The sequence below is a fragment of the Modestobacter sp. VKM Ac-2982 genome, from assembly GCF_026967935.1.
Classification (GTDB): domain Bacteria; phylum Actinomycetota; class Actinomycetes; order Mycobacteriales; family Geodermatophilaceae; genus Modestobacter.
The window spans coordinates 738,840-763,115 of record NZ_JAPVBL010000003.1; the positions used below are offsets into that span (position 1 = coordinate 738,840).

Annotated in this window: 23 protein-coding genes; 10 read left to right on the forward strand and 13 right to left on the reverse strand. The window is 73.7% G+C overall.

Going from position 1 to position 24,276, the window contains the following annotated elements; all coding sequences use genetic code 11:
- Positions 1 to 1,074, reverse strand: coding sequence for a transglycosylase domain-containing protein (locus tag O2W20_RS14145; protein ID WP_269171992.1), 1,074 nt, complete (start codon positions 1,072 to 1,074; stop codon positions 1 to 3).
- Positions 1,075 to 1,167: 93 nt separating this feature from the next.
- Positions 1,168 to 2,268, reverse strand: coding sequence for a phosphate ABC transporter substrate-binding protein PstS (gene pstS, locus O2W20_RS14150; RefSeq protein ID WP_269171991.1), 1,101 nt, complete (start codon positions 2,266 to 2,268; stop codon positions 1,168 to 1,170).
- 182 nt (positions 2,269 to 2,450) lie between these two features.
- Between pstS and O2W20_RS14155 the strand changes: the two genes are divergently transcribed.
- The 4 genes from O2W20_RS14155 to O2W20_RS14170 all read left to right on the forward strand — a co-directional run bounded on the left by O2W20_RS14155 (position 2,451) and on the right by O2W20_RS14170 (position 5,739).
- The gene (locus O2W20_RS14155) at positions 2,451 to 3,029 is read left to right on the forward strand and encodes a hypothetical protein (protein WP_269171990.1); all 579 of its coding nucleotides are present in this window, start codon (positions 2,451 to 2,453) and stop codon (positions 3,027 to 3,029) included.
- Positions 3,030 to 3,071: 42 nt separating this feature from the next.
- Entirely contained in the window at positions 3,072 to 4,322 is a 1,251-nt protein-coding gene (locus O2W20_RS14160; protein WP_269171989.1) for a geranylgeranyl reductase family protein, read from the forward strand.
- Between the two features lie 86 nt (positions 4,323 to 4,408).
- Complete coding sequence (locus O2W20_RS14165) at positions 4,409 to 4,744, forward strand: PadR family transcriptional regulator (RefSeq protein WP_269159983.1); 336 nt, start codon at positions 4,409 to 4,411, stop codon at positions 4,742 to 4,744.
- Positions 4,741 to 5,739 carry an HAAS signaling domain-containing protein gene (locus O2W20_RS14170; protein WP_269171988.1) on the forward strand — a complete coding sequence of 333 codons (999 nt, stop codon included), beginning with the start codon at positions 4,741 to 4,743 and terminating at the stop codon, positions 5,737 to 5,739. Before O2W20_RS14165 ends, O2W20_RS14170 begins: the two co-directional genes overlap by 4 nt.
- A gap of 13 nt (positions 5,740 to 5,752) precedes the next feature.
- Here O2W20_RS14170 and trhA read toward each other — a convergent pair whose 3' ends face one another.
- Positions 5,753 to 6,586 carry a PAQR family membrane homeostasis protein TrhA gene (trhA, locus tag O2W20_RS14175; protein ID WP_269171987.1) on the reverse strand — a complete coding sequence of 278 codons (834 nt, stop codon included), beginning with the start codon at positions 6,584 to 6,586 and terminating at the stop codon, positions 5,753 to 5,755.
- A gap of 126 nt (positions 6,587 to 6,712) precedes the next feature.
- Between trhA and O2W20_RS14180 the strand changes: the two genes are divergently transcribed.
- The 6 genes from O2W20_RS14180 to O2W20_RS14205 all read left to right on the forward strand — a co-directional run bounded on the left by O2W20_RS14180 (position 6,713) and on the right by O2W20_RS14205 (position 12,347).
- Complete coding sequence (locus tag O2W20_RS14180) at positions 6,713 to 7,492, forward strand: isoprenyl transferase (RefSeq protein WP_269171986.1); 780 nt, start codon at positions 6,713 to 6,715, stop codon at positions 7,490 to 7,492.
- 47 nt (positions 7,493 to 7,539) lie between these two features.
- Complete coding sequence (locus tag O2W20_RS14185) at positions 7,540 to 8,757, forward strand: DUF885 domain-containing protein (protein ID WP_269171985.1); 1,218 nt, start codon at positions 7,540 to 7,542, stop codon at positions 8,755 to 8,757.
- 5 nt (positions 8,758 to 8,762) lie between these two features.
- Positions 8,763 to 8,954: a hypothetical protein gene (locus O2W20_RS14190; RefSeq protein ID WP_269171984.1), complete on the forward strand. Its 192-nt coding sequence runs from the start codon at positions 8,763 to 8,765 to the stop codon at positions 8,952 to 8,954.
- Between the two features lie 61 nt (positions 8,955 to 9,015).
- A complete protein-coding gene (locus O2W20_RS14195) occupies positions 9,016 to 10,011 on the forward strand; it encodes an ATP-binding cassette domain-containing protein (RefSeq protein ID WP_269171983.1) in 996 nt (331 codons plus the stop codon).
- Positions 10,008 to 10,817, forward strand: a complete 810-nt coding sequence (locus O2W20_RS14200; RefSeq protein WP_269171982.1) for an ABC transporter permease — start codon at positions 10,008 to 10,010, stop codon at positions 10,815 to 10,817. The genes O2W20_RS14195 and O2W20_RS14200 overlap by 4 nt, the downstream gene beginning before the upstream one ends.
- Before the next feature lie 234 nt (positions 10,818 to 11,051).
- Complete coding sequence (locus O2W20_RS14205) at positions 11,052 to 12,347, forward strand: PhoH family protein (protein WP_269171981.1); 1,296 nt, start codon at positions 11,052 to 11,054, stop codon at positions 12,345 to 12,347.
- 1,170 nt (positions 12,348 to 13,517) lie between these two features.
- Here O2W20_RS14205 and O2W20_RS14210 read toward each other — a convergent pair.
- The 10 genes from O2W20_RS14210 to O2W20_RS14255 form a co-directional block, all read right to left on the reverse strand.
- Positions 13,518 to 13,748, reverse strand: coding sequence for a hypothetical protein (locus tag O2W20_RS14210; protein WP_269171980.1), 231 nt, complete (start codon positions 13,746 to 13,748; stop codon positions 13,518 to 13,520).
- Complete coding sequence (locus O2W20_RS14215) at positions 13,745 to 16,609, reverse strand: hypothetical protein (protein ID WP_269171979.1); 2,865 nt, start codon at positions 16,607 to 16,609, stop codon at positions 13,745 to 13,747. Before O2W20_RS14215 ends, O2W20_RS14210 begins: the two co-directional genes overlap by 4 nt.
- Positions 16,610 to 16,703: 94 nt before the next feature.
- Entirely contained in the window at positions 16,704 to 18,749 is a 2,046-nt protein-coding gene (flhA, locus tag O2W20_RS14220) for a flagellar biosynthesis protein FlhA (RefSeq protein ID WP_269171978.1), read from the reverse strand.
- Positions 18,750 to 18,931: 182 nt separating this feature from the next.
- Positions 18,932 to 20,065 carry an EscU/YscU/HrcU family type III secretion system export apparatus switch protein gene (locus O2W20_RS14225; RefSeq protein WP_269171977.1) on the reverse strand — a complete coding sequence of 378 codons (1,134 nt, stop codon included), beginning with the start codon at positions 20,063 to 20,065 and terminating at the stop codon, positions 18,932 to 18,934.
- Positions 20,066 to 20,083: 18 nt separating this feature from the next.
- On the reverse strand, positions 20,084 to 20,848 hold the full coding sequence (gene fliR / locus O2W20_RS14230) for a flagellar biosynthetic protein FliR (protein WP_269171976.1): 765 nt from the start codon (positions 20,846 to 20,848) through the stop codon (positions 20,084 to 20,086).
- Positions 20,849 to 20,855: 7 nt separating this feature from the next.
- Positions 20,856 to 21,131 carry a flagellar biosynthesis protein FliQ gene (gene fliQ / locus O2W20_RS14235; RefSeq protein WP_036336255.1) on the reverse strand — a complete coding sequence of 92 codons (276 nt, stop codon included), beginning with the start codon at positions 21,129 to 21,131 and terminating at the stop codon, positions 20,856 to 20,858.
- A gap of 76 nt (positions 21,132 to 21,207) precedes the next feature.
- Positions 21,208 to 22,056: a flagellar type III secretion system pore protein FliP gene (gene fliP / locus O2W20_RS14240; RefSeq protein ID WP_269171975.1), complete on the reverse strand. Its 849-nt coding sequence runs from the start codon at positions 22,054 to 22,056 to the stop codon at positions 21,208 to 21,210.
- Positions 22,056 to 22,478 carry a FliO/MopB family protein gene (locus O2W20_RS14245; RefSeq protein ID WP_269171974.1) on the reverse strand — a complete coding sequence of 141 codons (423 nt, stop codon included), beginning with the start codon at positions 22,476 to 22,478 and terminating at the stop codon, positions 22,056 to 22,058. Before O2W20_RS14245 ends, fliP begins: the two co-directional genes overlap by 1 nt.
- The gene (fliN, locus tag O2W20_RS14250) at positions 22,475 to 23,221 is read right to left on the reverse strand and encodes a flagellar motor switch protein FliN (protein ID WP_269171973.1); all 747 of its coding nucleotides are present in this window, start codon (positions 23,219 to 23,221) and stop codon (positions 22,475 to 22,477) included. The genes O2W20_RS14245 and fliN overlap by 4 nt, the downstream gene beginning before the upstream one ends.
- Positions 23,218 to 24,189 (reverse strand): flagellar motor switch protein FliM, encoded by a 972-nt coding sequence (locus O2W20_RS14255; RefSeq protein WP_269171972.1) that lies wholly within the window; start codon positions 24,187 to 24,189, stop codon positions 23,218 to 23,220. Before O2W20_RS14255 ends, fliN begins: the two co-directional genes overlap by 4 nt.
- Positions 24,190 to 24,276 lie beyond the last annotated feature (87 nt).

The following is a 24,276-nucleotide window of genomic DNA, read 5'->3' on the forward strand; positions in this document are numbered from 1 at the left end:
TCAGGCGGTGCCCTCCGCGGCGATCAGCTCGGCGACCGCCGCGGGCCGCTCGCTGCAGTCGTCACCGGAGTCCGGCTCGTCGGCGGCCAGTCCGGTGATGCCGAGGTCCTCGACGGGCTGGAACCCCAGCCGGTCGAGATGGCGTGGCAGCCGGTTCTGGGCGTTGACCACGTGCGAACGGGAGAGCCAGCCGAGGCCGTCCTCGACCTCGAAGTCGAGCCCCCCGCCAGGGGCGCGGCGGACGTGCCCGGGGGAGGGCAGCAGCCCGGCGAGCTGGATCGCCTGGTCGGGGTAGAGCGTGTCCGGTGGCGTGTCGAAGTAGTACCAGCTGGCCGCACAGACGCCGTAGAGCGTGGGGCCGAACTGGGCGTGGTTGACGTAGAGCTCGAGCATCCGCCGGTCGTCGACGACCAGCGCCAGCTCCGCGGCCAGGCCGGCCTCCACCGCCTTGCGCCAGGCGCTCAGCTCCTGGTTGAGGAACAGGTTCTTGGCCACCTGCTGCGGGATGGTCGACCCGGACGGGTCGTCCTCGCCGCGCAGGTGCGCCTCCGCGCGGCCCATCAGCGCGTCCCACTCGAACGCGCCGGAGCGGTAGGGGAGCTGGGCGTCCTCGTGGGCGATGACGGCGGCGAGGAAGTTCCGGGAGACGTGCTCGACCGGCACCGACTGCTGGATCGAGCCGCCCGGGTTGGCGGCCATGAACGCCGTCGTCGGCGGGTCGACCCAGCGCAGCGACACCAGCACCAGCGCCTGGACGACGAAGACGACGGCGACCAGCCGAGCGAGCGTCCGGAGGGCGCCGCGACGGCGTCCGCGCCAGGATCGCCCGGAGCGCGGTTCCGGGGCGGGCGGCGGTGACCCGTCGGCGCGGCCCCCGCGCCGCCAACGCCGCTGCGGAGGGGAGTGCTCCTCGGCCGGCGGGGGTGGGTACCAGCCGGCGTCCGGCGGCGGGCCGTACCGGTCGTCGCCGTACGGCGGGAACGGGTCGGACGGGTACGCGGAGCCCGCAGGTGGCCCGTCGGCCGGGCGGCGGAACCGCGCGGTCGGCCGGCGATCCGGCGGGACGTGGGCCATGCGGTGGAGCTCCCCAGGGGTCGACGGGAGCCGTCACCGTACGGGCGGCGGCCAGGCAGGTGTCGCAGTCGCGCCGGAGTCGCGAGCCCGCCGTCAGGAGGAGGTGACGGCGTCGATGGCGGTCAGGGCCTCCTGGCGGAGACCGTCGGAGATGGGTGCCGAGCCCGCGACCTCGGCCGCGGCCTCCTGGCCCTCGTCGCTGACCACGTAGGTCATGAAGGCCCGCAGGAGCTCGGCGACCTCCGGGTCCGCGTAGTCCATGCAGCCGATGTGGTAGCTGACCAGCACGATCGGGTACTCGCCGGAACCGGTGGTGTCGCGGTTGACCTCGATGACGACGTCGTGCTCGCCACGGCCCTCGGCCCGGGGGGAGTTCTCCACGACGGCCGCGGCGGCCTGCGCCGACGGGGCGACGAACTCCTCGCCGACGCCGATGCGGGCCACCCCGAGGTCCCCGGCCTGGGACAGGTCGGCGTAGCCGATGGCGCCCTGTCCGCCGCGGACGGCGGCCACGACACCGGAGTTCCCTTGCGCCGCCTCCCCACCGGGCACCGGCCAGTTGCCGTCGGGCTCGTGCGGCCACGCCTCGCCGCCGGCGACGGCCAGGTAGTCGGTGAAGTTCTCGGTGGTGCCGGACTCGTCGGACCGGTTGACCGGCGTGATCGGCAGGTCGGGCAGCTCGGCCCCGGGGTTGTCCGCGACGATCGCCGGGTCGTCCCACCGGGTGACCTGCCGGTCGAAGATGCCGGCCAGCGTGGTGGGGGTGAGGTTCAGCTCGTCGACGCCGTCGAGGTTGTAGACGACGGCGATCGGCGAGATGTAGTTCGGCAGCTCGAAGACGCCCGAGGGGCCGCACCGCTCGGCGGCCTGCGTCAGCTCCTGCTCGTCGAGGGCGGCGTCGGAGCCGGCGAAGTCGGTGCCGCCGGCGAGGAACTGCTCGCGACCCCCGCCGGAGCCGATCGGGTCGTAGCTGACGGCGACGTCGGGCTGGACGGCGTTGAACCCGGCGGTCCAGCCCTGCATGGCCGCCTGCTGGGCGCTGGAACCGGCGCCGACCAGGGTCCCGCTCAGCTGATCGACGTCCGCGGCACCCACGCCGCGTTCGTTGGGCGGGACGTAGCTCGCCGTGAAGACGACGAAGCCACCGACGGCGACCACCCCGGCGAGGGCGGCGAGCTTTCTCCCGACAGTCACTGGTGCCTTTCGCGGGTGGGGGTCCCGGCCGGGGGCCGGAGTTCGAGCGTCCAACAGTACGTCCGGTCTGCGCGACGCGGTCGCGGTCACGGGGGTGTCCGCTCTCAGCGCAGCAACGAGCCAGCGCAGATGCTGATTACACCATTACAGTGCATCGTGTCCGTACCGAACGAGGAGGAACCGTGCACGCACACCACCGCTTCCCACCTGAGGGCTTCCCCGGCCGCGGGCGTGCCCGTGGGCGCGCGGCGGACGCCCCGCCGCCGGTCGAGCGCGCCGAGGTCGCCGGCTGGTTCGCCGGCCGGCTGCCCGACGAGTGGTTCACCGGCCCGGTCGAGCTGGTCGTCGACCGCGACGAGATCACCGTCGTGGGGTCGGTCCCCGAGCCCGACGTCGGCGACGGCGACGCCGCGGCCGCCCGGGCCGGGCGGATCGCCCGCTTCCGGGAGCAGACCCGCGGCCAGCGGATGGCGATCGCCGACGCAGCCCAGGAGCGCTACGGCCGGTCGGTGGCCTGGGGCGCGTCCTGCGGGGACGTCCGGGAGCTGTTCACCACGCTGTCGGTGCCGGTGATGACCCGGCTGCGCCAGCCCGAGCGCCTGGTCCTGGACACCCTGGTCGACGCCGGCGTGGCCCGGTCCCGGTCCGAGGCCCTGGTCTGGGCGGTTCGCCTGGTCGGCGAGCACGCCGAGGACTGGCTGGCCGAACTGCGGCAGGCGATGGCCGCCGTGGAGGAGGTGCGCGCCCGGGGTCCCCAGTAGGACGCCCGGGGGCGCGTGCGGGGATCGGGGACACTGGGCCTCGTGCCCCCCACCGCAGAGCCCACCGACACCGACGTGCTCGTGGTGGGGGCCGGCCCGGCCGGCGCGGCTGCCGCCGCGTGGGCCGCTCGCGGTGGCGCCGAGGTCGTGCTCGCCGACGCCGCCGTCTTCCCCCGGGACAAGACCTGTGGTGACGGGCTGACCCCCCGGGCCATCGCCGAGCTCGACCGGCTCGGACTCGGCGACTGGGTGCGCTCGCACGGCCTGAACCGGGGGCTGCGGGCGGCCGGCTTCGGGCAGGAGCTGCTGCTGCCCTGGCCCGGTGGTGCGCTGCCCGACCACGGCGGCGCGGTCCCGCGCACGGAGCTGGACGACCGGATCCGCTCGGTGGCGCTGGAGGCCGGGGCCGTCCCGCTGGAGGGCGCTCGGGCGGTGGACGTCGAGCGGGACGGCGACCGGGTGGGTGCAGTGGCGTTCCGCCGTCCCGACGGGTCGACGACGACGGTTCGCTGCCGCCGGCTGGTGGTGGCCGACGGGGTGCGCTCCCCGCTGGGCCGGGTGCTCGGCCGGGAGTGGCACCGCGACACGGTCTACGGCGTGGCCGCGCGCGGCTACGTGCGCTCGGGACGCAGCGACGACGAGTGGATCAGCTCGCACCTGGAGCTCCGCGGCGCCGAGGGGGAGCTGCTGTCCGGCTACGGCTGGGTGTTCCCGCTGGGTGCCGAGCGCGGTGAGGTCAACGTCGGCGTCGGCACCCTGGCCACCGAGCGCCGCCCGGCCGAGGTGGGCCTGCGCAGCCTGCTGGAGCTCTACACCGACCAGCGGCGGGCGGAGTGGCAGATCGAGGGCGCCGTCCAGGCCCCCGCCAGTGCGCTGCTGCCGATGGGCGGGGCGGTCTCCGGTGTGGCAGGGCGCAACTGGGCGCTGGTCGGCGACGCCGCGGGGTGCGTGAACCCGCTCAACGGCGAGGGCATCGACTACGGGCTGGAGACCGGCCGCAGCGTGGTCGAGCTGTTCGACGAGGACGACTGGTCGGAGGCCTGGCCCACGACCCTGCGGCGGCACTACGGCGAGGCGTTCTCCATCGCCCGCCGGCTGGCCGGGCTGCTCACCGTGCCGCGCTTCCTGCCGGCCGCCGGGCCGGTGGGGATGCGGTCCCGGGTGCTGATGACCGTCGCCCTGCGGGTCATGGGCAACCTCGTGACGGACGCCGACCGGGACCTCACCGCACGGCTGTGGCGCCGGGCCGGCCGGCTCTCGGTGCGTCTGGACGACCGCCCGCCCTTCAGCTGAGCAGTGCGGCGCGCCGGACGGGCGCCCAGCCACTACTGCGTTCTGCGCAGTACTGTGCGGTGCACCGACCAACCCGGAGGACGTCGATGGACACCACGCAACTGCTCAAAGGGGTGCTGGACCTCGCCGTCCTCGCGGTGCTGGACGGCGAGGACGGCTACGGCTACGACGTCGTCCGGCGGCTGCGGGCGGCCGGGCTGGAAGAGGTCGGCGACGCCTCGGTCTACGGCACCCTGCGGCGGCTGTACGCCGCCGGGCACCTGACCAGCTACGTCGTCCCCTCGGCCGAGGGGCCGCACCGCAAGTACTACGGGCTCAACGTCTCCGGGCGCGCGCAGTTGGAGATGGCGACCAAGACCTGGCACGGCTTCGCCGACACGATGGCGGCCCTGCTGCAGACCGATCCGGAGGTGGCGGCATGACCGGCGCGACGAGTGTGGGCCGGCAGGCCGAGGTGCGGGAGTACGCGGCGGCGGTGCGAGCGGCGCTGACCGACGTCCCGGCCGACCGGTGCGAGGAGCTGCTCGAGGACCTCGAGGACCACCTGGCGGAGGTGGCGGCGGACGGCGAGGCACCGCTGGAGTTCCGGCTGGGATCACCTCGCCACTACGCCGACGAGCTGCGGGCCGCCGCCGGCCTGCCCACCGCGCCGGTGGCCGACCAGGACCAGGTCGGGCTGACCGAGCTGGTCGGCCGGGTCCGGGCGTGGGAGCCGGTGCGGCAGGTCGAGGCGTTCCTCCCCGAGCTCCGCCCGGCGTGGTGGGTGGTGCGCGCCTGGGCCGCCGTGACCGCGGTCGACGTGGTCTTCGTGGGGGGCACGTCCTTCCCGGTGCCCACCCTCGGGCTCGGCCCGGTCGGCCTGCTGGTCACCGGTGCGGCGATCGCCTGGTCGGTGCGGCTGGGCCTGCGCGCCCGGGCGGAGCAGCGCGAGCCGGGGCACCGTGCCGCACTGGTCAACGCCGGGCTGGGGGTGCTGACGCTGGTCGCGCTGGTCGGCCTGGCCGGCGGTCCCGGCGTTGCCACCGCCGAGACGGTGTACGTCGACGACCCGCAGCCCGACCAGCTGGTGCACGAGGACGGCACCCCGATCACCAACATCCTGCCGTTCTCCTCGACCGGTGAACCGCTGAGCGGGGTGCTGCTCTACGACCAGGACGGGCGGCCGATCGACGACCTCGCCGACGTGACGGTCGACGGCGATCAGGTCGAGACGGTGCCCGACGCCCCGCTGCAGCCGGGGAACGCGTATCCGCAGCAGCGTCAGGTGCGGGGCTGGGACCAGTACGGCGAGGAGACCGTCGTCCCGATGCCCCTCCCGAGCACCGCACCCACCAGCGGTGGCGCGCCGGAGGAGCGGGCGCCGTCCGTGCCGGGGGAGCCCCCGGCGACCGACCCGGGCGCGCCGCCGACGCCGTGAGCGGCCGGCCGGCTCAGGCGAGCGGGGAGTTGTACAGCGCGAACCAGACGGCGATGTAGTGGCAGATGGCGGCCACGATCGTCATCGCGTGGAAGACCTCGTGGTAGCCGAACGTCCCCGGCCAGGGGTTGGGTCGCTTGCTCGCGTAGGCGATCGCACCGACGCTGTAGAACAGCCCGCCGACGGCCAGCAGCACCATCGCGGTGACGCCGACCAGCTCCAGGATGTCGACCATCACGAACACCGCCGCCCAGCCCAGCGCCAGGTAGATCGGCACACCCAGCCAGCGGGGCGCGTGCGGCCAGACGACCTTGAGCGCCACGCCCAGCCCGGCGCCGGCCCAGACCAGACCGAGCAGCCACCAGCCGGTCGGCTCGGGGACGGCGAGCAGCGCGAACGGCGTGTAGGTGCCGGCGATGAACACGAAGATCATCGAGTGGTCGGCGCGCTTCATCAGCTTCCAGCCGCGCGGTGACCAGCGCCGGCGGTGGTACAGCGCACTGACCCCGAAGAGCCCGAGGATGGTGACGCAGTACAAGGCCACCGACCAGCCGGCCCGGGGCCCCTGCACGGCGGCGAGCGGGATGAGCACCGCCCCGGCGACGATCGACCCGAAGAACGCGAACAGGTGCAGCCAGCCCCGCATCCGCGGCCGGGTGTCGGGGTGGTCGGGGTCGCCGTGCTCCGCCCGGGTCCACGGGCCCTGGCCCTGGACCTGGCGCTCGACGGACTCGACCCGTTCGCCCTCCTCGTGGACGGTGGAGACCGCCTCGTCGGCCGGTGCCTGGAGCTCGGCGCCGTCGGCGGTGACCCGGACGTGGTCCTCGCGGTCTGAGGAGACGCTCATGAGCCGAGGTTACGGAGCAGTGGCTACCGCGTCATCCTGGGCGGCCTGTGACGTTGCCGGGAGACGCGCAGGCCGGGCCCGGCGCGCGGTCCGGCCACAGCCGGGGACGGGACCTAGGGTGAGGGCGTGGGGGTGCGCGCGAAGGTCCGGGACGCACTCACCCTCGTCTACGAGCAGCGGCTGGCGCGCGAGCTGCTCGGCGCCGACACCCCGCGGCACGTCGGCGTGATCATCGACGGGAACCGACGCTGGGCCCGGGCCATCGGCCTCGAGGACGTCAGCGAGGGGCACCGCCGCGGCGCGGACAAGATCGCCGACCTGCTGTCCTGGTGCGACGAGGCCGGGGTGGAGGTCGTCACCCTCTTCCTGCTCTCCACCGACAACCTCACCCGCCCGGCTCCCGAGCTGACCCCGTTGCTGCGGATCATCGAGGGCGTCGCCTGCGACCTGGCCGGCCCCGACCGGCGGTGGCACCTGCGGGCGGTGGGCGCGCTGGAGCTGCTGCCACCGGAGACCGTCGGCGTGCTCACCCGGGCCGAGCGCGACACCCGGGACCGGCCGGGGGCGACGGTCAACCTGGCGGTCGGCTACGGCGGCCGCCGGGAGATCGCCGACGCCGTGCGCTCGCTGCTGGCCGAGCACGTCCAGCGGGGGACGACGCTGCCGGAGCTGATCGAGGTGCTCGACGCCGACCAGATCGCCGAGCACCTGTACACCCGCGGGCAGCCCGACCCGGACCTGGTGATCCGCACCAGCGGCGAGCAGCGGCTCTCCGGCTTCCTCACCTGGCAGACCGCCCACTCGGAGTTCTACTTCACCGACGTCTACTGGCCGGAGTTCCGCCGGGTCGACTTCCTGCGGGCGCTGCGTGCCTACGCCGCCCGGCACCGCCGCTTCGGCAGCTGACCCGGGCCTCCTCGGGACGGCGCCCGGGGGCTGACAGACTCGGGGGCATGGCAGCCGGCGCGGTCGACGTCCCCCTGGAGTACGTGCGGCTGGGGCTGCGCTTCGACCGGCTGGAGCCCGGCTTCGTCGACGCCTACACCGGTGACCAGCGGCTGCGGGCGCAGGTCGCCGACGAGCCGGCGCCGCAGCCGCACCAGCTGCGCGACCAGGCCCGGGCGCTGCTGGCCGAGCTCGACTCCGCCGCCCTGCCCGCCGCCCGGACCGCCTACCTGCGCGGTCAGCTCACCGGCCTGGAGTGCACCGCACGCAAGCTCGGCGGTGAGCCGGTCGGGTTCATCGCCGAGGTCGAGGCCTACTTCCAGGTGTCGGTCGCCCTCGGGGACCCGGCCGAGTACGCCGCCGCGCACGCCGAGCTCGAGCAGTTGCTGCCCGGCAGCGGCACGCTGGCGGAGCGGTACGCGGTGCACCGGCGGCGGGAGGAGTGCCCGCCGCAGCGGCTGGAGGAGGCGGTGCACGCGCTCTCCTCCGCGCTCCGCGACCGGGTCCGGGGCCAGTACGGCCTGCCCGAGGCCGAGACGGTGCGCTACGAGGTGGTCACCGACAAGCCGTGGTCGGGGTTCAACTACTACGAGGGCGACTACCGCTCCCGGGTCGCGATCAACGCCGACCTGCCGCACCGGCTCGCGCAGCTGCCGCACCTGGTCGCGCACGAGTCCTACCCGGGGCACCACACCGAGCACTGCCGCAAGGAGCGGGGGCTGGTCGAGCGCGACCAGCACCTGGAGCACACGGTCTTCCTGGTCAACACCCCCGAGTGCCTGATGGCCGAGGGGCTGGCCGACCTCGGTGTCGAGGCGGCGATCGGCGATGGCTGGGGGCCCTGGTCGGCCGACGTCCTCGGGGACCTGGGGCTGCGCTTCGACGGGCACCTGGCCGAACGGGTCGCCGCTGCGGCTGCGCCGCTGAACCGGGTGCGCCAGGACGCCGCGATCCTGCTGCACGACCGCGGCGCCGACCCGGACGTGGTGATCGCGCACCTGCAGCGCTGGGGGCTGGTCAGCCACGACCGCGCCGTCCAGCAGCTCCGGTTCCTCACCGACCCGCTGTGGCGGGCCTACATCTCCACCTACGTCGAGGGCTACGACCTGCTCTCGACGTGGCTGGCCGCCCGGCCGGCCGGGCAGCCCGTCGCCGACCGCTTCCTGCGGCTGCTGGACGAGCCGCTGACCCCGGCGGTCGTCGCCGCCGAACTGGCCGGCGCCTGACCGTCGTGGCCGGCGGGACGACGGAGGAGCGGCAGGCCCTGGGGCTCTGGACTGCGGGCTGGGTGGCCCTCTTCCTGCTGACCGGGCTGCTGTGGCTGGGCGACGTGGCGCTGCAGTGGCCGGTGCTGCTGGTGCCGGCGGCCTGGGCGCTGGTGGTGCTCCGGCCGCGCCGCGAGGGCCGAGGCGTCCGCCGCTGATCCTCCGCCGGGAGCGGAACGCGGTCGACTCCTGTCGGTGGGCCGGTGGAGGATCCCCGGCGTGATCCACGCCCGCGGGCTCGCCCGCACCTTCCGGAAGAAGAAGCAGGAGGTGCACGCCGTCGCCGGGGTGGACCTCGATGTCGGGGCCGGCGAGATCGTCGGCTTCCTGGGACCCAACGGGGCCGGCAAGACCACCACGCTGCGGATGCTCACCACCCTGCTGACCCCGACCGCGGGCACCGCCACGGTGGCCGGCTGCGACCTGGTCGCCGACCCGGTCGGGGTGCGCCGCCGGATCGGCTACGTCTCGCAGAGCGGCTCGACCGCGCCCGAGGCCCGCGCCGGGGAGGAGGTCGTCGACCACGCCCGGCTCTACGGGATCAGCACCGCGGAGGCGACTGCCCGCGGCAAGCAGCTGTTCCGTGAGCTCGACCTCGACGGGCTCTGGGAGCGCCAGCCCAAGGCGATGTCCGGGGGCCAGCGCCGCCGGCTGGACATCGCACTGGGCCTGGTGCACGTCCCGGGCCTGGTCTTCCTCGACGAGCCGACCACCGGGCTGGACCCGCAGGCCCGGGCCAACCTGTGGCAGCACATCCGCGGTCTGCGCGCCGAGCGCGGGACGACGGTGTTCCTGACCACGCACTACCTCGACGAGGCGGACGCGCTCTGCGACCGGATCCTGGTCATCGACTCCGGCCGGATCGTCGCCTCCGGCACGCCTGACCAGCTCAAGTCCGACGTCGGCGGCGACGTCCTGACCGTCACCGCCGAGCACGCGGACTCGGCCGGGCAGGTCGCCCGCCTGATGGCCGCCCTGCCCGGGGCCGAGGCACCGCAGGTCGACGGGACCCGGGTGGTCGGTCGGGCCCCGAACGGCGGCGCTGCCCTGGTGGCCCTGGTCCGTGAGCTGGATGCCGCCGGGATCGCCGTGGCCGGCATCGAGAGCCGCCGGCCGAGCCTGGACGACGTCTTCCTCGGCCTCACCGGCCGGTCGCTGCGGGAGACCGGGGCACCGGCCGCCGTCCCCGCCGAGCCGCTGGAGGCAGCCCGATGAGCACCGTCGCGACCGCACCGGAGACCGGGCCGACCAGCGCCACCGCGACCAGCAACCTGGTCCGGGACACCTACACCGTCTTCGCCCGGGCGATGCGGATGTCGCTGCGCAACCCGGCCTGGCTGGTGATCAGCCTGATGCAGCCGATCCTGTACATCACCCTGTTCGGCCCGCTGCTGACCTCCGACGCCGTCCAGCTCGGCGCCGGCAACGCCTACCAGGTGTTCGTGCCCGGGATCCTGGTCCAGCTCGGCATCTTCGGCGCCCTCTTCGTCGGGTTCGGGCTGATCGCGGAGTACCGGGCCGGGGTCATCGAGAGCCAGCGGGTCACCCCGGCCAGCCGCACCGCGCTGCTGCTGGGGCGGGTGCTGCGCGACGTCGTCGTCCTGCTGGTGCAGGGCACGCTGCTGGTGCTGGTCGCCATCCCGCTGGGGCTGCGCGCCCCGCTGGTCGGCGTGCTGCTGACCCTGGTGGTCATCGCGCTGCTGGGTGCGGCGTTCGCCTCGGTCTCCTACGCCCTCGCGCTGACGCTGAAGAGCGAGGACGCGTTCGCGCCGCTGCTCAACGCCGTCGTCCTGCCGGTGCTGCTGCTGTCGGGGATCCTGCTGCCGATGTCGCTGGCCCCGGGCTGGCTGCAGGCGATCAGCGACGTCAACCCGCTCAAGCACGTCGTCGAGGGCACCCGCGCGTTCTTCGACGGCGACTACGGCAGCGGCACCGCCTGGTGGGGTGCCGCGCTCACCGTCGCGATGGGGATCGCGGGCTGGTGGTTCGGAGTCCGACGTTTCCGGCAGGAGTCCAGCTGACGAACGACTGGTCTCGTCTCACCCCTGCGCGTGTCAGGGGGGTGTTCCTGTCGGTGTGAGGGCATAGCGTCGGCGGTGGAGGACGAGCTCACCTCGCCCTCCACGGGAGGCCCGGTTGGTGCGACGGAGTTCGTTCACCAGAGGGGCCGTGTCCCGGCCCCAGCGCCGGGACCCGGTCACCTTCGAGCCGGGGCGCGCCTTGACACCAGGGTGTCGTCCCACGGGAGCCGATTCGTGAGCACTCGCCGCACCTACGTCCTCGACACCTCCGTGCTCCTCTCCGACCCGGGCGCGCTGCTGCGCTTCGACGAGCACGACGTCGTCGTCCCGCTCGTCGTGATCGGTGAGCTCGAGGACAAGCGTGACCACCCCGAACTCGGCTGGTTCGCCCGGCAGACCCTGCGGATGCTCGACGACCTGCGGGTGCAGCACGGCCGGCTGGACGCACCGCTGCCGGTCGGCGCGCAGGGCGGTTCCCTGCACGTGGAGCTGAACCACAGCGATCCGTCGGTGCTGCCGCCCGGCTTCCGGAACGACAGCAACGACAGCCGGATCATGGTCGTTGCGCTGAACCTGCGCAGCGAGGGCCGGGACGTCTGCCTCGTCACCAAGGACGTGCCGCTGCGGGTGAAGGCCGCCGCGGTGGGGCTGGACACCGAGGAGTACCGCGGCCTGGGCGCGGTCGACACCGGCTGGACCGGGATGGCCGAGCTCGCGGTCGAGGAGTCCGACGTCCAGGCGCTGTACGACGTCGGCTCGGTGTTCCTGCCGGCCGCTGCGGAGCTGCCCACGCACACCGGGCTGGTCCTGCTCTCCGGCCGGGGCTCCGCGCTGGGCCGCGTGACCCCGGACAAGCAGGTGCGGCTGGTTCGCGGTGACCGGGACGCCTTCGGCCTGCACGGGCGCTCCGCCGAGCAGCGGGTCGCTCTCGACCTGCTGCTGGACCCGGAGATCGGGATCGTCTCGATGGGCGGCCGGGCCGGTACCGGCAAGTCGGCGCTGGCGCTGTGCGCCGGGCTGGAGTCGGTGATGGAGCGGCGGGCGCACAAGAAGGTCGTGATCTTCCGGCCGCTGTACGCCGTCGGGGGTCAGGAGCTCGGCTACCTGCCGGGCAGCGAGGGCGAGAAGATGGCGCCCTGGGCTCAGGCGGTGTTCGACACCCTCGGCGCCCTGGTCTCCGGTGACGTCGTCGAGGAGATCGTGGCCCGTGGGCTGATCGAGGTGCTGCCCCTGACCCACATCCGCGGCCGCTCGCTGCACGACTCGTTCGTGATCGTCGACGAGGCGCAGTCGCTGGAGCGCGGGGTGCTGCTCACCGTGCTCTCCCGGCTGGGCACCAACTCCCGCGTCGTCCTCACCCACGACGTCGCGCAGCGGGACAACCTCCGGGTCGGCCGGCACGACGGCGTCACCGCGGTGATCGATCGCCTGAAGGGCCACCCGCTGTTCGCCCACGTGACCCTGACCCGTTCCGAGCGCTCCCCGATCGCCGCCCTGGTCACCGAGATGCTGGAGGACCTCCCCCTCTGAGCCCCCGTCCCGCCGGCCCGGGCCCGCTCTTGCGCCGTTCCCGTCGCTCTCGCGCTGTTGCACCAGAGCGAGAGCGCGGACAACGGCGCAAGAGCGGGTCAGTGGCGGCTGCCCCGGGTGAACGCTCGCTGCAGTCGGGCAGCCACCACGCCGGCCTCGTCGATCTCGGCCCAGGTCCAGCGGACCACCTCCCTACCCAGATCGCGCATCTCGTCCTCCCGCAGCTTCTCCCGGTAGATCGCGTCGCCGGCCGACTCACCGGGGCGCAGCAGTCGCCCGTACTCGTCCGGCCGTCGAACTCCCCGAGCGTGCGTGACGAGGACCAGCCGAAGTCGCTGCGACCGACCAGGGACCCATCGCGCCGGCGCACCTCGACCTGCAGGTCCGGTGGGGGCAGCCCCGCCCGCGCCAACATCACCCGGCTGCGGCTCTCCCCGACGCTCTCGCTGCGCCGGTCGGCGAAGGCGATGACCCGAGCCGCCCGACGGGTCCCGGGCGCGCCGCCCATCCGTTGCAGGGCGTCGTCGAGCTGAGCTGCCGTGGTGGACCTGAGTGCGAGTGCGGCGTCGGCCGTGACGACCGCCGACTCGAAGGGCAGCGTCCGGGCGAGGTCGACGACCGTCCGGGTGACGTCAGTCGTGAGGACGCCGTCCACCACGGAGGTCTCCTCGGCAGCCAGCCGGGCGACGTGCAGGTGTACACGCCCACTGTTGGCTCCGGACGACGGGGGCGTACGGGTCACATGGACGCGCGCCGAGTCGACTCTCCACGTGGGCAGCCCGTGCAGCGCCGCCGCCGATGCATGGCTGACGGCCCCCGGCAGCCGGAGGCCGGCCACCGTCGCGAGGATCACCGCTCGGGCACGGGCAGCTCGATCAGCGTGCGGGTCGATGTAGGCGCCACGCTGCAGGCGGTCGAGCTGCTTCGAGCGGACCAGACGCGCCAGCTCGCCGTCGTCGAAGCCCTGGCGGACTGCCGATGCTCGGAGCAGTACTCCCGGGGGCAGCGGATCCGTCATCCAGCCAGCCTGGCTCCTTGCTCAGCAGCGATGTGGCGTGACGGTCGACCTGTGGACAGGGCTGCGGCGGGCTCTTGCGCCCGAGTCCATGTTCTGGCGCCGTTGCAGCGACGGGCCATCGGGCACAACTGCGCGAGAGCTCCGGCCAGGCGTCAGGTCGGGGCGGCGGGCTGGTCTTGCGGTGCCGTGCGGCTCGGTCGGGTCGGGAACGGGGTGCTGGCCCAGCGGAGCAGGCCGACCGCGACCCAGGCTGCGCCCAGGCACCACAGCAGGCGGACGGTGACGTCATCGAGGGAGAAGTCGCCGCGCAGTCCCAGCAGGAACACCGGGATGGCCAGCACGAAGCCGGTCACCACGACGTCCCTGCGGAACGGGCTGATCACGCCTCCATCTCCTCCAGCCGCTCACACAGCAGCGAGGCCCAACGGTGCGCGGTGGCCCGGGTGCCGTCGACCATGGCCACGGGCACCGGGACGTGGTCCAGCACGGCGGCCGGGTCAGCGGTCGAGTCGGTGTCCTCGACGACGACGGCGTCCAGGCGGGGCAGGCCGTCCAGCCACGGCACGAGGTCCTCGGGCTTGCGGGTGGCGTCCATGACCGCCCACACCGCCGTCGGCGACCAGACCGAGAGCATGTGCTCCATCCACGGCCCCCCGGACGTCCGCAGGGGGGCGTCGACGGCGACGACCGTGACCGCGCCGGTGGTCGCGCTCGTCCGGCGGCGTGCCAGGGCGGTCTCCACCGAGGTGATCCGGCTGGCCTCCGGGGCCAGGCCGGCCAGCGCACCGGAGGCGGCCCACAGCACGGCCTCGGGCTCCAGCCGCAGCGAGGAGGCCAGTGACCGGGCGGCGGCGAACGTCTCGGCCCCGGGGCCGACGAGCATCAGCACGTCGCCGGGCTCCGTCGGCGCCGGCGGAGCCGCGGGCAGGCGCTCGGCCAGGGTGCGGGTCAGCGCGGCGTACACCCCGCGGGCGGCCGCGTCGCTGGTGAAGTCCGGTCCCAGCAGGGAGTCGGGCAGCCCGAGGGTCAGCAGCCGGATGACCAGCTCCTCCGGGCCGCTCATCGGATACGGGGCGAGCGCCGTGGACGACGGCGCGGGGACCAGCCGCGTCACGGTCGCCAGGCGGCTGCCGGGCTCGTCGGCGGCCGGCAGCGCCGGGACAGCCGGCCGGGGTGCCACGGGGAGAGCCGTCGGGCGGGTCGGTCCCTGCGGACGGACGGAGAGCGCGGGTCGGGTGCTCGCCGGCACCGGCGGGCGCGACCGGCGGACCGGCGGGACACCGGGACGGGAGGCCAGCAGCGGCTGCGAACCGCCGAAGTTCTGCGGCGGCATCAACGACAGCGGCGGCAGGACGGTGGTGGCGTCCAGCGGCAACGGAGCCGGGTCGCTCGCGGTCCGGGCCATCTCCGGGGCCCTCGCGGGGGACATGACCGGGGAGAGGGCCACCGGGACGGCGAACCGCGCGCGCTGGTCGATCGACGGTGTCTCCATGAAGCGGACCTCCTCGGCCGGGGACTCGTCGACGACGACGGCGTCCACGACGAGGTTCTGAGCGGCCGCGAACTGCGCCGCTCGCTGGGCGATCCGGTCGTCGCTGGCGTAGCCGGCGTGCGCGTCGGTCCGGTAGGCACCGGTGTCGTAGGCGTTGGGCTCGGCGGCGGTGGTCTGGCAGGCCCACGGCTGCGGGACGTCGCGCACCCGGTCCTCCGCGAGCGCCGGGGCGCGCCATGCGCGCGCGGCCGCGGACTCGACGATCGCCGAGGCGGCCGCGATGGCCGCGTCGCCGTCCTGGTCGGCCGCCGCGGTGGACCGCTCGGCACCCGCCTCGGGGGAGCGGTGCCGGCCGCGGCCGGAGCCGTTGGCGGCGAGGACCTCCTCGAGCAGGTCGGCCAGCTCCTCGTCCGCACTCCGGACGGACTCGACCATCGACAGTGCCGGGGCTGCCGTCTCGAGGCGGGCGGCCTCGACCCGTGCAGCCTCGGCCTGGACCCGAGCTGCCTCGGCCTGGGCGCGGGCTGCTTCGGCCTGGGCGCGGGCTGCCTCAGCCGCGGCGGCTGCCTCGGCCTCTGCGGCCGCCTCGGCCTGGAGACGCGCGGCTTCGGCCTGGATGCGGGCGGCCTCGGCGGCTGCCTCGGCTTCGGCCTGGATGCGGGCGGCCTCGGCGGCTGCCTCAACCCCGGCCTGCACCCGGGCGGCCTCGGCGGCTGCCTCGGCCTCGGCCTGGAGGCGAGCGGCCTCGGCGGCTGCCTCGGCTTCGGCCTGGATGCGGGCGGCCTCGGCGGCTGCCTCGACCTCGGCCTGGATGCGGGCAGCCTCGGCGGCTGCCTCAACCTCGGCCTGGATGCGGGCAGCCTCGGCGGCTGCCTCGGCTTCGGCCTGGAGGCGGGCGACCTCGGCGGCTGCCTCGGCCTCCGCCTGGAGCCGCACTGCGTCGATCCGTGCTGCCTCGATCCGTGCTGCCTCGATCCGTGCTGCCTCGATCCGTGCTGCCTCGGCCCGTGCTGCCTCGGCCCGTGCTGCCTCGGCCCGTGCTGCCTCGGCCTGCACCCGGGCGGCCTCGGCGGCAGCCGCCTCGATGCGCGCCGTGGCCAGCCGGGCGGCCTCTGCGGTCGCGGCCTCGACCGCAGCCGCCTGGGCAGCCGCGGTCTCGACCGCGGCCAGCTCCGCAGCGGCCTCCGCGGCCGCCACAGCGGCGTCCTCGGCTGCGGCCTGCACGGGGCTGGAGGCGACCATCCGGGTCAGCGCAGCGGCGAAGGGGGAGGGCCCCGACGGCTCGTCGGCGACCGGCGTCGGCGCCGGCGTCGGCACCAGGTCCTCCGCCGACAGCATCAGGGTGTGCTTGGCGGGGGTGAACGGCTTGGCCGCCACCGGGGCTGCCGCGGCCGAGGCTGGCCGCGCCGGCCGCGCAGCGGACCGGGCACCGGCGGAGGAGCCGGCGGGGGAGGAGGTGGTCCGCGCAGGGGTGGTGCGCTCGGCCGGCGCGGCGGCCGCGGTCGCGCCGGCCGGGGTCCGCACGGAGCCGGAACGGCCGTAGAGGTCGACGTCCGGCGAGGCCGCACCCAGCAGGTCGGCGAGCTCCTTCATCCGGTCGTCCATCGACGGCCCGGCAGCGGCGGCCGGCCGCGCGGGTCCGGCGGGGTCCTTCAGCACGGTCGACGAACCGGTGCTCGGCCCGGTGGTCGCCCCGGCCACGGGCACCTCGACCTCGGCGATGAACCGCTCGTTGGTGAAGAAGCCGAACATGCCGCCGGAGCGGATGCGACGGACCCCGACCACCCGGGCCGAGGCCCCGAACTCTGCACGCGCGGCCGCGACGGCCTCCTCACGCGTGGCTGCCTCAACGGATCGCGACGGCACCGCTCACCACTCCCAGGGACTCGATCTGTGCCGTGCGGGACACCTCGTTGTACGAGATGACCGACAGGCGGGGCAGGACCTGACGGATCAGGCGGGACAGGGCGGCTCGCACCTGCGGGGAGCAGACGAGCACGGGGGAGAGGTTCATCCGCTCCGCCTCGTCGAGGAGCTCGGTGCAGCCGCGGACCAGGACGTCGACGGTGTGCCCGTCCAGGGCGAGCACCTGGCCGCCCTCGGTGGGACGCACGGCCTCCAGGAGACGCTGCTCGAACGACGGCTCGAGGGTGATGACGTGCAGCCGCTCCTCCTCGGTCACGTACGGGTGGCTGATCGCCGCGCCGAGGGCGGTGCGGGCCGCCTCGACCAGGCCGTCGAGGTCGGTGGAAACCTTGGCCCGCAGGGACAGGGCCTCGAAGATCCGCACCAGGTCGCGGATCGACACGCCCTCGTCCAGCAGGGCCTGCAGCACGCGCTGCACCTCGCCGAGGCTCAGCAGCGCCGGGGTGAGCTCGTCGGCGACGGCCGGGTGCGAGCGGCGGATCATCTCGACCAGCACCTTGACGTCCTCCCGGCCCAGCAGCGCCGAGGCGTTCTGCCGGACGACCTCGGCCAGGTGGGTGGTGATGACCGAGGAGCGGTCGACGACGGTGGCGCCGGCCATCTCGGCCTGCCGCTGCAGCTCGGCAGGCACCCACTTGGCGGCCAGTCCGAAGACCGGCTCGCGGGTCGCCTTGCCGGGCAGCCCGTCGAGGTGGTCACCGATGGCGAGCACCGTGCCGGCCGGGGACGTGCCCTTGGCCGCGGGGACGCCGTTGAGCCAGATGACGTACTGCGAGGCGGGCAGGTCCAAGTTGTCGCGGGTGCGGACCAGCGGGATGACCAGGCCGGTCTCCATGGCGACCTTGCGACGCAGCGCCTTGACCCGGTCGAGGAGGTCGCCGCCGCGGGCGGTGTCCACCAGCTCGACCAGGTCGAAGGCGACCTCCAGCTCCAGGGGGTCCACCCGCATCCGGTCGGCGATCGCCTCGGGGGAGTCCGGCTGCGGCTCCGCGGCGACGGCGTCCGCGGGGGTGCTCTCGTCGTCGTCCTCATCGACCTGGTCGGTGAGTCGGGTGGAGATGAACAGGAACAGGCCACCGATGAGCAGGAACGGCAGCTTGGGCAGGCCGGGGATCAGGCACAGGGCCAGGGCGCCCAGGCCGGCGATGCGCACCGGCTGCCTGTTGCGGGACAGCTGGCTGATCAGGTCCGAGCCCATGTCGCCCTGGGAGGCCGAGCGGGTGACGATCAGGCCGGTGGCGGTGGAGATCAGCAGGGCCGGGATCTGGGAGACCAGACCGTCGCCGACCGACAGCAGCGAGTAGGTGGAGATGGCCTCTCCGGGGGCCATGCCCTTCTGCATCATGCCGATGGCGAAGCCACCGATGAGGTTGATCAGCGTGACGATGATGGCGGCGATGGCGTCGCCCTTGACGAACTTGCTGGCGCCGTCCATCGAGCCGTAGAAGTCGGCCTCGGAGGTGACCTCGCTGCGCCGCTTGCGGGCCTGCTTCTCGTTGATCAGGCCGGCGTTCAGGTCCGCGTCGATGGCCATCTGCTTGCCGGGCATCGCGTCGAGGGTGAAGCGGGCGCCGACCTCGGCGACCCGGCCGGCACCGTTGGTGATGACGACGAACTGGATGATCGTGAGGATCACGAAGATCACCAGGCCGACGATCAGCGAGCCGCCGATGACGAAGTGCCCGAAGGCCTCGATGACCTTGCCGGCGTAGCCGTCGGTGAGCACGAGCCGGGTCGAGGAGACGTTGAGCGCCAGGCGCATCAGCGTCGCGATCAGCACCAGTGACGGGAAGATCGCGAAGTCCAGCGGCCGCTTGATGTTCATCGACACCAGCAGGATCAGCAGCGACCCGACGATGTTCAGCGCCAGCAGCACGTCCAGCACGGGCGCCGGCAGCGGCACGACGAGCATCAGGACGATGGAGACGACCCCGATGGGGACGGCGGCCTTCGTCAGCTTTCCCACGAGACCTCGATCCTGTGCGGTGCCGCTCCGGCAGCGGAGGAGGGCACCGGTGCGCGCTCCACCGACCTTCTCGGCAGTCCGGGGAGGGCTCCGTACCGCGCCGCCGGTCGCCCGCACCGTGCGTCACAGCGGGCGTCGCGGACCTCAGCTCGGCGGCGTCCCGACGTGGGCGGGGCCCTCGGTCAGCGGCGCCGGCCGGCGCGTGGGAGGCCCTCGGTGACCGGCGCCTCGAAGCCGGGCCGGTGCACCCCGCCACGCACGCCGCGCGCGGACAGGTGCATGACGAAGGCGAGCACCCGGGCGACGGCGGTGAACAGCTGGGCCGGCACCTCCTGGCCCAGGTCGCAGGAGGCGTGCAGCGCCCGGGCCAGCGGGATGTCCTGGACCATCGGCACCTTGCACTCCTCGGCCCGGGCGCGCAGCCGGGTGGCCATCTCGTCGGCGCCCTTGGCCACCACCCGGGGGGCGCCCTTCAGCGGGTCGTACTTGAGCGCGACGGCGACGTGAGTGGGGTTGACCAGGAGCACGTCGGCGTCGGCGACCTCGGCCATCATCCGGTTGCGGGACATCGACAGCTGGGTCGAGCGCCGCTGGGCCTTCATGTACGGGTCGCCCTCGGCCTGTTTGTGCTCCTGCTTGATCTCGTACACGCTCATCTTGAGCTGCTTCATCATCTTGTGTCGCACCACGATGTAGTCGGCGACCGCGATCACCAGGCCGGTGATGCCCACGACGCGGAACATCAGCACCGCGGAGTCGGTGAAGGTGTGCACGACCTCCGACAGCGGCAGCGCCCCGGAGGCGGACACCAGCTGCATGGCGTTGTCGGACGTCACGCCGATGACGACCGCCAGCGCGACGGTCTTGATGATCGCCTTGGTCGCCTCCCAGAGGCCCTGGGTGCCGAACATCCGCTTGATCCCGGGGAACGGGTTCAGCTTCTTCATGGTCGGCTTCATCGCCTTGGTGGCGAGGGTGACCCCGCCCTGGGCCGCCGAGGCGACGGTGCCGATCACCATCATCGCAAGGGCCATCGGCAGCAGCGCGGTCATGAAGACGGCCAGCGCGGTGCCGAACAGGGCCTGCATCGTGGCCGGCTCGGGGTCGTTGGCGACCACGCCGACCTGCACGAAGAGCTCCTGGATGGAGCCGAAGGCCCCGCCCACGAGCATGGGCAGCAGCACGCTCGCCGCGGCCGCGCCCAGCCAGGTGCCCAGTTCCTGGGTGCGCGGGATCTGCCCTTCCTTGCGGGCGTCCTTCAGCTTCTTCGGTGTCGGTGCCTCGGTCTTCTCACCGCCGGGACCGTCCTTGGCCATCAGTCACCTCCCGCCACGTCAGCCGCTGCGCAGCGAGGTCATCGCGTCGAGCGCGGAGTCCAGCAGCCCGTCGAGCGCCGGCGGCAGCAGCGGGAAGGTCAGCCCCAGCAGGGTCAGGGTGATCATGATCTTGAGCGGGAAGCCGAAGGCGAAGATGTTCAGCGCCGGTGCCGCCTTGGACAGCAGGGCCAGGGCGACGTCGGCGAGCAGCAGCACCGCCACCAGCGGCCCGGCGATCTGCAGCGCGGCCAGGAACATCATCGAGAAGGCGGTGATCAGGACCGAGCCCAGCTGGTCGGTGGGCAGGGAGCCGCCGACGGGGAGCCCCTCGTAGGAGGTGACGAACCCCCGCACCAGCAGCAGGTGGCCGTTGCTGGTGAACAGCAGGGTGATGGCGAGCAGGTAGTGCAGCCGGCCGATCACCCCCTGCGTGGTCAGCGACATCGGGTCGTAGGCCGGCTGCAGGGAGAACCCGCCGGTCACGTCGATCAGGTCACCGGCCAGCTGGACGGCGCTGAACAGCAGCTGGACGACGAAGCCCAGCGCGGCGCCGATGACCGCCTCGGTGACCGCAGTCGCGATGAGGAAGCCGGCGGTGACCTCCGGGATGGTGCCGGAGATGTGCGGGAACGTGACCAGGGCGATGCAGAGCGCGAGTGCGCCCTTGACCACCCGCGGGATGCCGTTGGAGTTGAACGGCGGGGCCAGGGCGATGAACCCGGCCGCCCGCGTGCTGGCCAGCAGCAGTGCCGCGAGGGTCGCGGAGGGGACCTCGAGGTCCACTGCGGCCTCAGGTCCTGCCGAGCAGCCGCGGCAGCGACTCGAACAGCTGATCGGTGAAGGAGACCAGCTCCGAGAGCACCCAGTTGCCGGTCACGAGCAGCGCGATCGCCACCGCGATCATCTTCGGCACGAAGGACAGGGTCGGTTCCTGGATCTGGGTGGCCGCCTGGAACAGCGAGATCATGAAGCCCACCAGCAGGGCGGTCAGCAGGATCGGCGCGGACACCTTCGCCGCGACGATCATCGTCTGGGTGGCGATCTCGGTGACGTCGGCGTCGCTCATTGCGTGCCTCCGAGCTCGTTCCGCTCCTCGGTCGCTGGCGCTCCCTGCGATGCTCGCTCGCACGTCGTCACGCGGCTCATCCGTAGGACCCCACCAACGCGGTGGTGACGAGCGCCCAGCCGTCGACGATGACGAAGAGCATCAGCTTGAAGGGCAGGGAGACGATCGTCGGGGGCACCATCATCATGCCCATCGCCATCAGCGCGGCGCTGACCAGCATGTCCAGCACCAGGAACGGGATGAAGACGACCAGGCCGATGATGAAGGCGCTCTTGAGCTCGGAGAGCACGAACGCCGGGACCAGGGTCAGCATGCTCACCGACGCCGCGTCCGCCGGTGCCTCCTCCCGGGACAGCCCGACCATCAGCTTGAGCTCGTCGTCCCTGGTGTTGGCCAGCAGGAAGGTCTTCAGCGGCTCGACGCCGGAGTCGTAGGCCGCCGAGGCGTTCATGGTGCCGTCCAGGTAGGGCTGGACGGCGACCTCGTTGATCTCGCTGAGCACGGGGCCCATCACGAAGATGGTCAGGAACAGCGCGATCCCGGTGAGCACCTGGTTCGGCGGTGAGGTGGGCAGGCCGAGCGCGTTCCGGGTCAGCGCCAGCACCACGAGGATCTTGGTGAACGAGGTGACCAGCAGCAGGGCCGACGGTGCGATCGACAGCACGGTGATCGCCAGGATCAACGTCACCGCGGTGCTCGGGCTGTCCCCGCCGATGGAGATGTCCAGGCCGCCGTCGTCCACCACCGGGGCGACCGGCTCGGACGGCGGGACCGGCGCGGTGGGGGCGGCCGAGGCCGGGCCGGCCAGCAGGAGCATCAGCAGGACCGTGCCCAGCAGCAGCAACGGCAACAGCCAGGCCGCACGGCGGCGGGCGGGGCCGGACGTCGGTGGCGGCGCCGGCAGCTGGACGGGGACGGCGGTCATCAGCGGCGCACCGTCCGCTCGCGCAGCTCGTGCACGACCGTCGTCCACGTGCTGCGGTCGAGCACCGAGCCGGCCAGGGCGCGGCTGCTCGCACGGGGCACCGGCACCCGGGCGGCGGGCAGCTCGGTGGTCGCGCCGGTGACCCCGGGGCGGGCCTGGGTGGCCAGTGCGGCCTGCAGTTCGTCGTCCTCCAGCTCGGCCAGCAGGGTGACCTGCTCCTCGGTCGAGCCGACCACCAGCACCCGGCCGGCGACCCGCAGCACCGAGACGCTGCTGGCGCGGCCCATGCGCTGGCGGGCGACGACCTCGATGACGCCGGTGGCGCCGCCGAGCCCGCGCTTCTTCGCGACCTTGCTGGCGAAGAGCAGGACCGCGGCGATGAACGCCAGCGAGAGCACCAGGCGGACGATCATCCAGCTCATGCGGGCGGAGCCCCGTACTCGCCGGCGTCGGTCACGATCTCGCTGATCCGCAGGCCGAAGTCCTCGTCGACGACGACGATCTCGCCGCGGGCGATCAGGGTGCCGTTGACCAGCAGGTCGGCCGGGGCGCCCGCGGCGCGGTCGAGCTCGATGACCTCGCCGGGGTGGAGGGAGAGCAGCTCGGACACGGTCATCCGGGTCCGGCCGATCTCGACGGTGACCTCCATGGCCACGTTGCGCAGCAGGTCCAGGCTGCCGCGCCGCTCCCGCGGGCGGGGCAGGGTGACCTGCAGGGCCAGGGTGGCGGCGATCTCGGTGCCGTTGATCAGAGGCACCGCGAGGAAGACGCCCTTGTCCCGCAGCCCGTCGAGCGCCGCGACGACGTCCTCGACCCGCTCGGCGGCGACCCGGACCCGGCCGAGGGCGCCGGCGGCGGCCTCGAGCGCGGGGCGCAGCGCGGTGGCGACGTCCATCGGGCCGACCGGGGAGTTGGTCAGCGCGCTGACGATCTCCTCGGAGAGCACCAGCACGATGTCGCCGCTGACCTCGCCGCCCAGTGCGGCGGTGACGGCCGCGCCGGGGGTCGGGGGGAGCGGGACCGACTCGGGGTCGGAGACCGTCTCCCCGGCCCGGAGGACGAGTTCGGCGGGCATGGCGGCTGCTGCGGCCTGGGCCGCAGCAGCGACGGCTGCGGCGATGGTGTCGGAGTCCGACGAGCGGTCGGTGCCGAAGGCGGTGGTCATGCGGGGTCCTTTCCGCCGGACGCGGTGTCGGGGACGATCTCGGCCGCCAGGCGGCGCCGGTGGTTGCTCGGGAGGGCGTGGGCGAACGTCACGTCGTTCGTGGTGACCTGCAGCGGGCTGTCCTGCGCGTGGCGCAGCAGCAGCACGTCGCCGACGGCCAGGCTCAGCAGGTCACCGGAGGGCACCTCCAGCGGGTTGAACCGCACGCTCACGTCGACGGGGACGTCGTTGAGCCGCTCGGTGATCGCCTCGAGCGCCCGCTGCCGCTTGTGCTTCGCGGTGTCCGACAGCTGGGGGGACGCCGCGTTGTTCAGCGGGCCGGCGAAGGAGGAGAACGGCAGCACGAGCGTGACCTCGGGCTCCCGCGCGCCGATCCGCATGCTGTAGGTCGCCACCATGACCGTCTCGGAGCCGGAGGCGGCCTGGGCGAGCTGCGGGTTGTACTCGACGCTGTCCAGCGTCGGCGTCAGCGCGGTGACCGGGGCGAATGCCTGGCCGAGCTCGTCGAGCAGCCGGGCCAGCAGGTGGCCGGTGATGGCGCTCTCCATGCCGGTCATCGGCCGGTTGGGCTGGTCGCCGGCGCCGGACCCGCCGAGCATGTGGTCGACCATCGCCATCGCGGAGTCCAGCGGCCAGGCGAGCACGCCCTTGCCGGCCAGCGGTTCCAGGGTGAACGTCGCCGTGAAGTACGACGGCGGCAGCGTGGCGATGTAGTCGTCGTAGGAGAACTGCTCGATGCCGGTCAGCTCGACCCGGACGCCGGTGCGGAGCAGGGACGTCAGGGTCGTCGTCGCCTGGCGGGCGAAGGACTCCTGGGTGATCTGCAGGATCCGGACGTGCTCGCGGGAGAGCTTCGTCGGACGACGGAAGTCGTAGGTGCGCGGTTCCCGGCGCCGGGCGCGCCCCTGCCCCTCAGGGTGCCGGGGGGCGGCGCTCGGGGCGTCGGCCACGGTGTCGGACAGGCTCACGCATGTCCTCATCGGCGGGGGGTGCGGTGACCCTGACCGCCGGACACCAGCCGGCGCCGATGTGCTCGGCGCCGGCTGGTGCAGGTG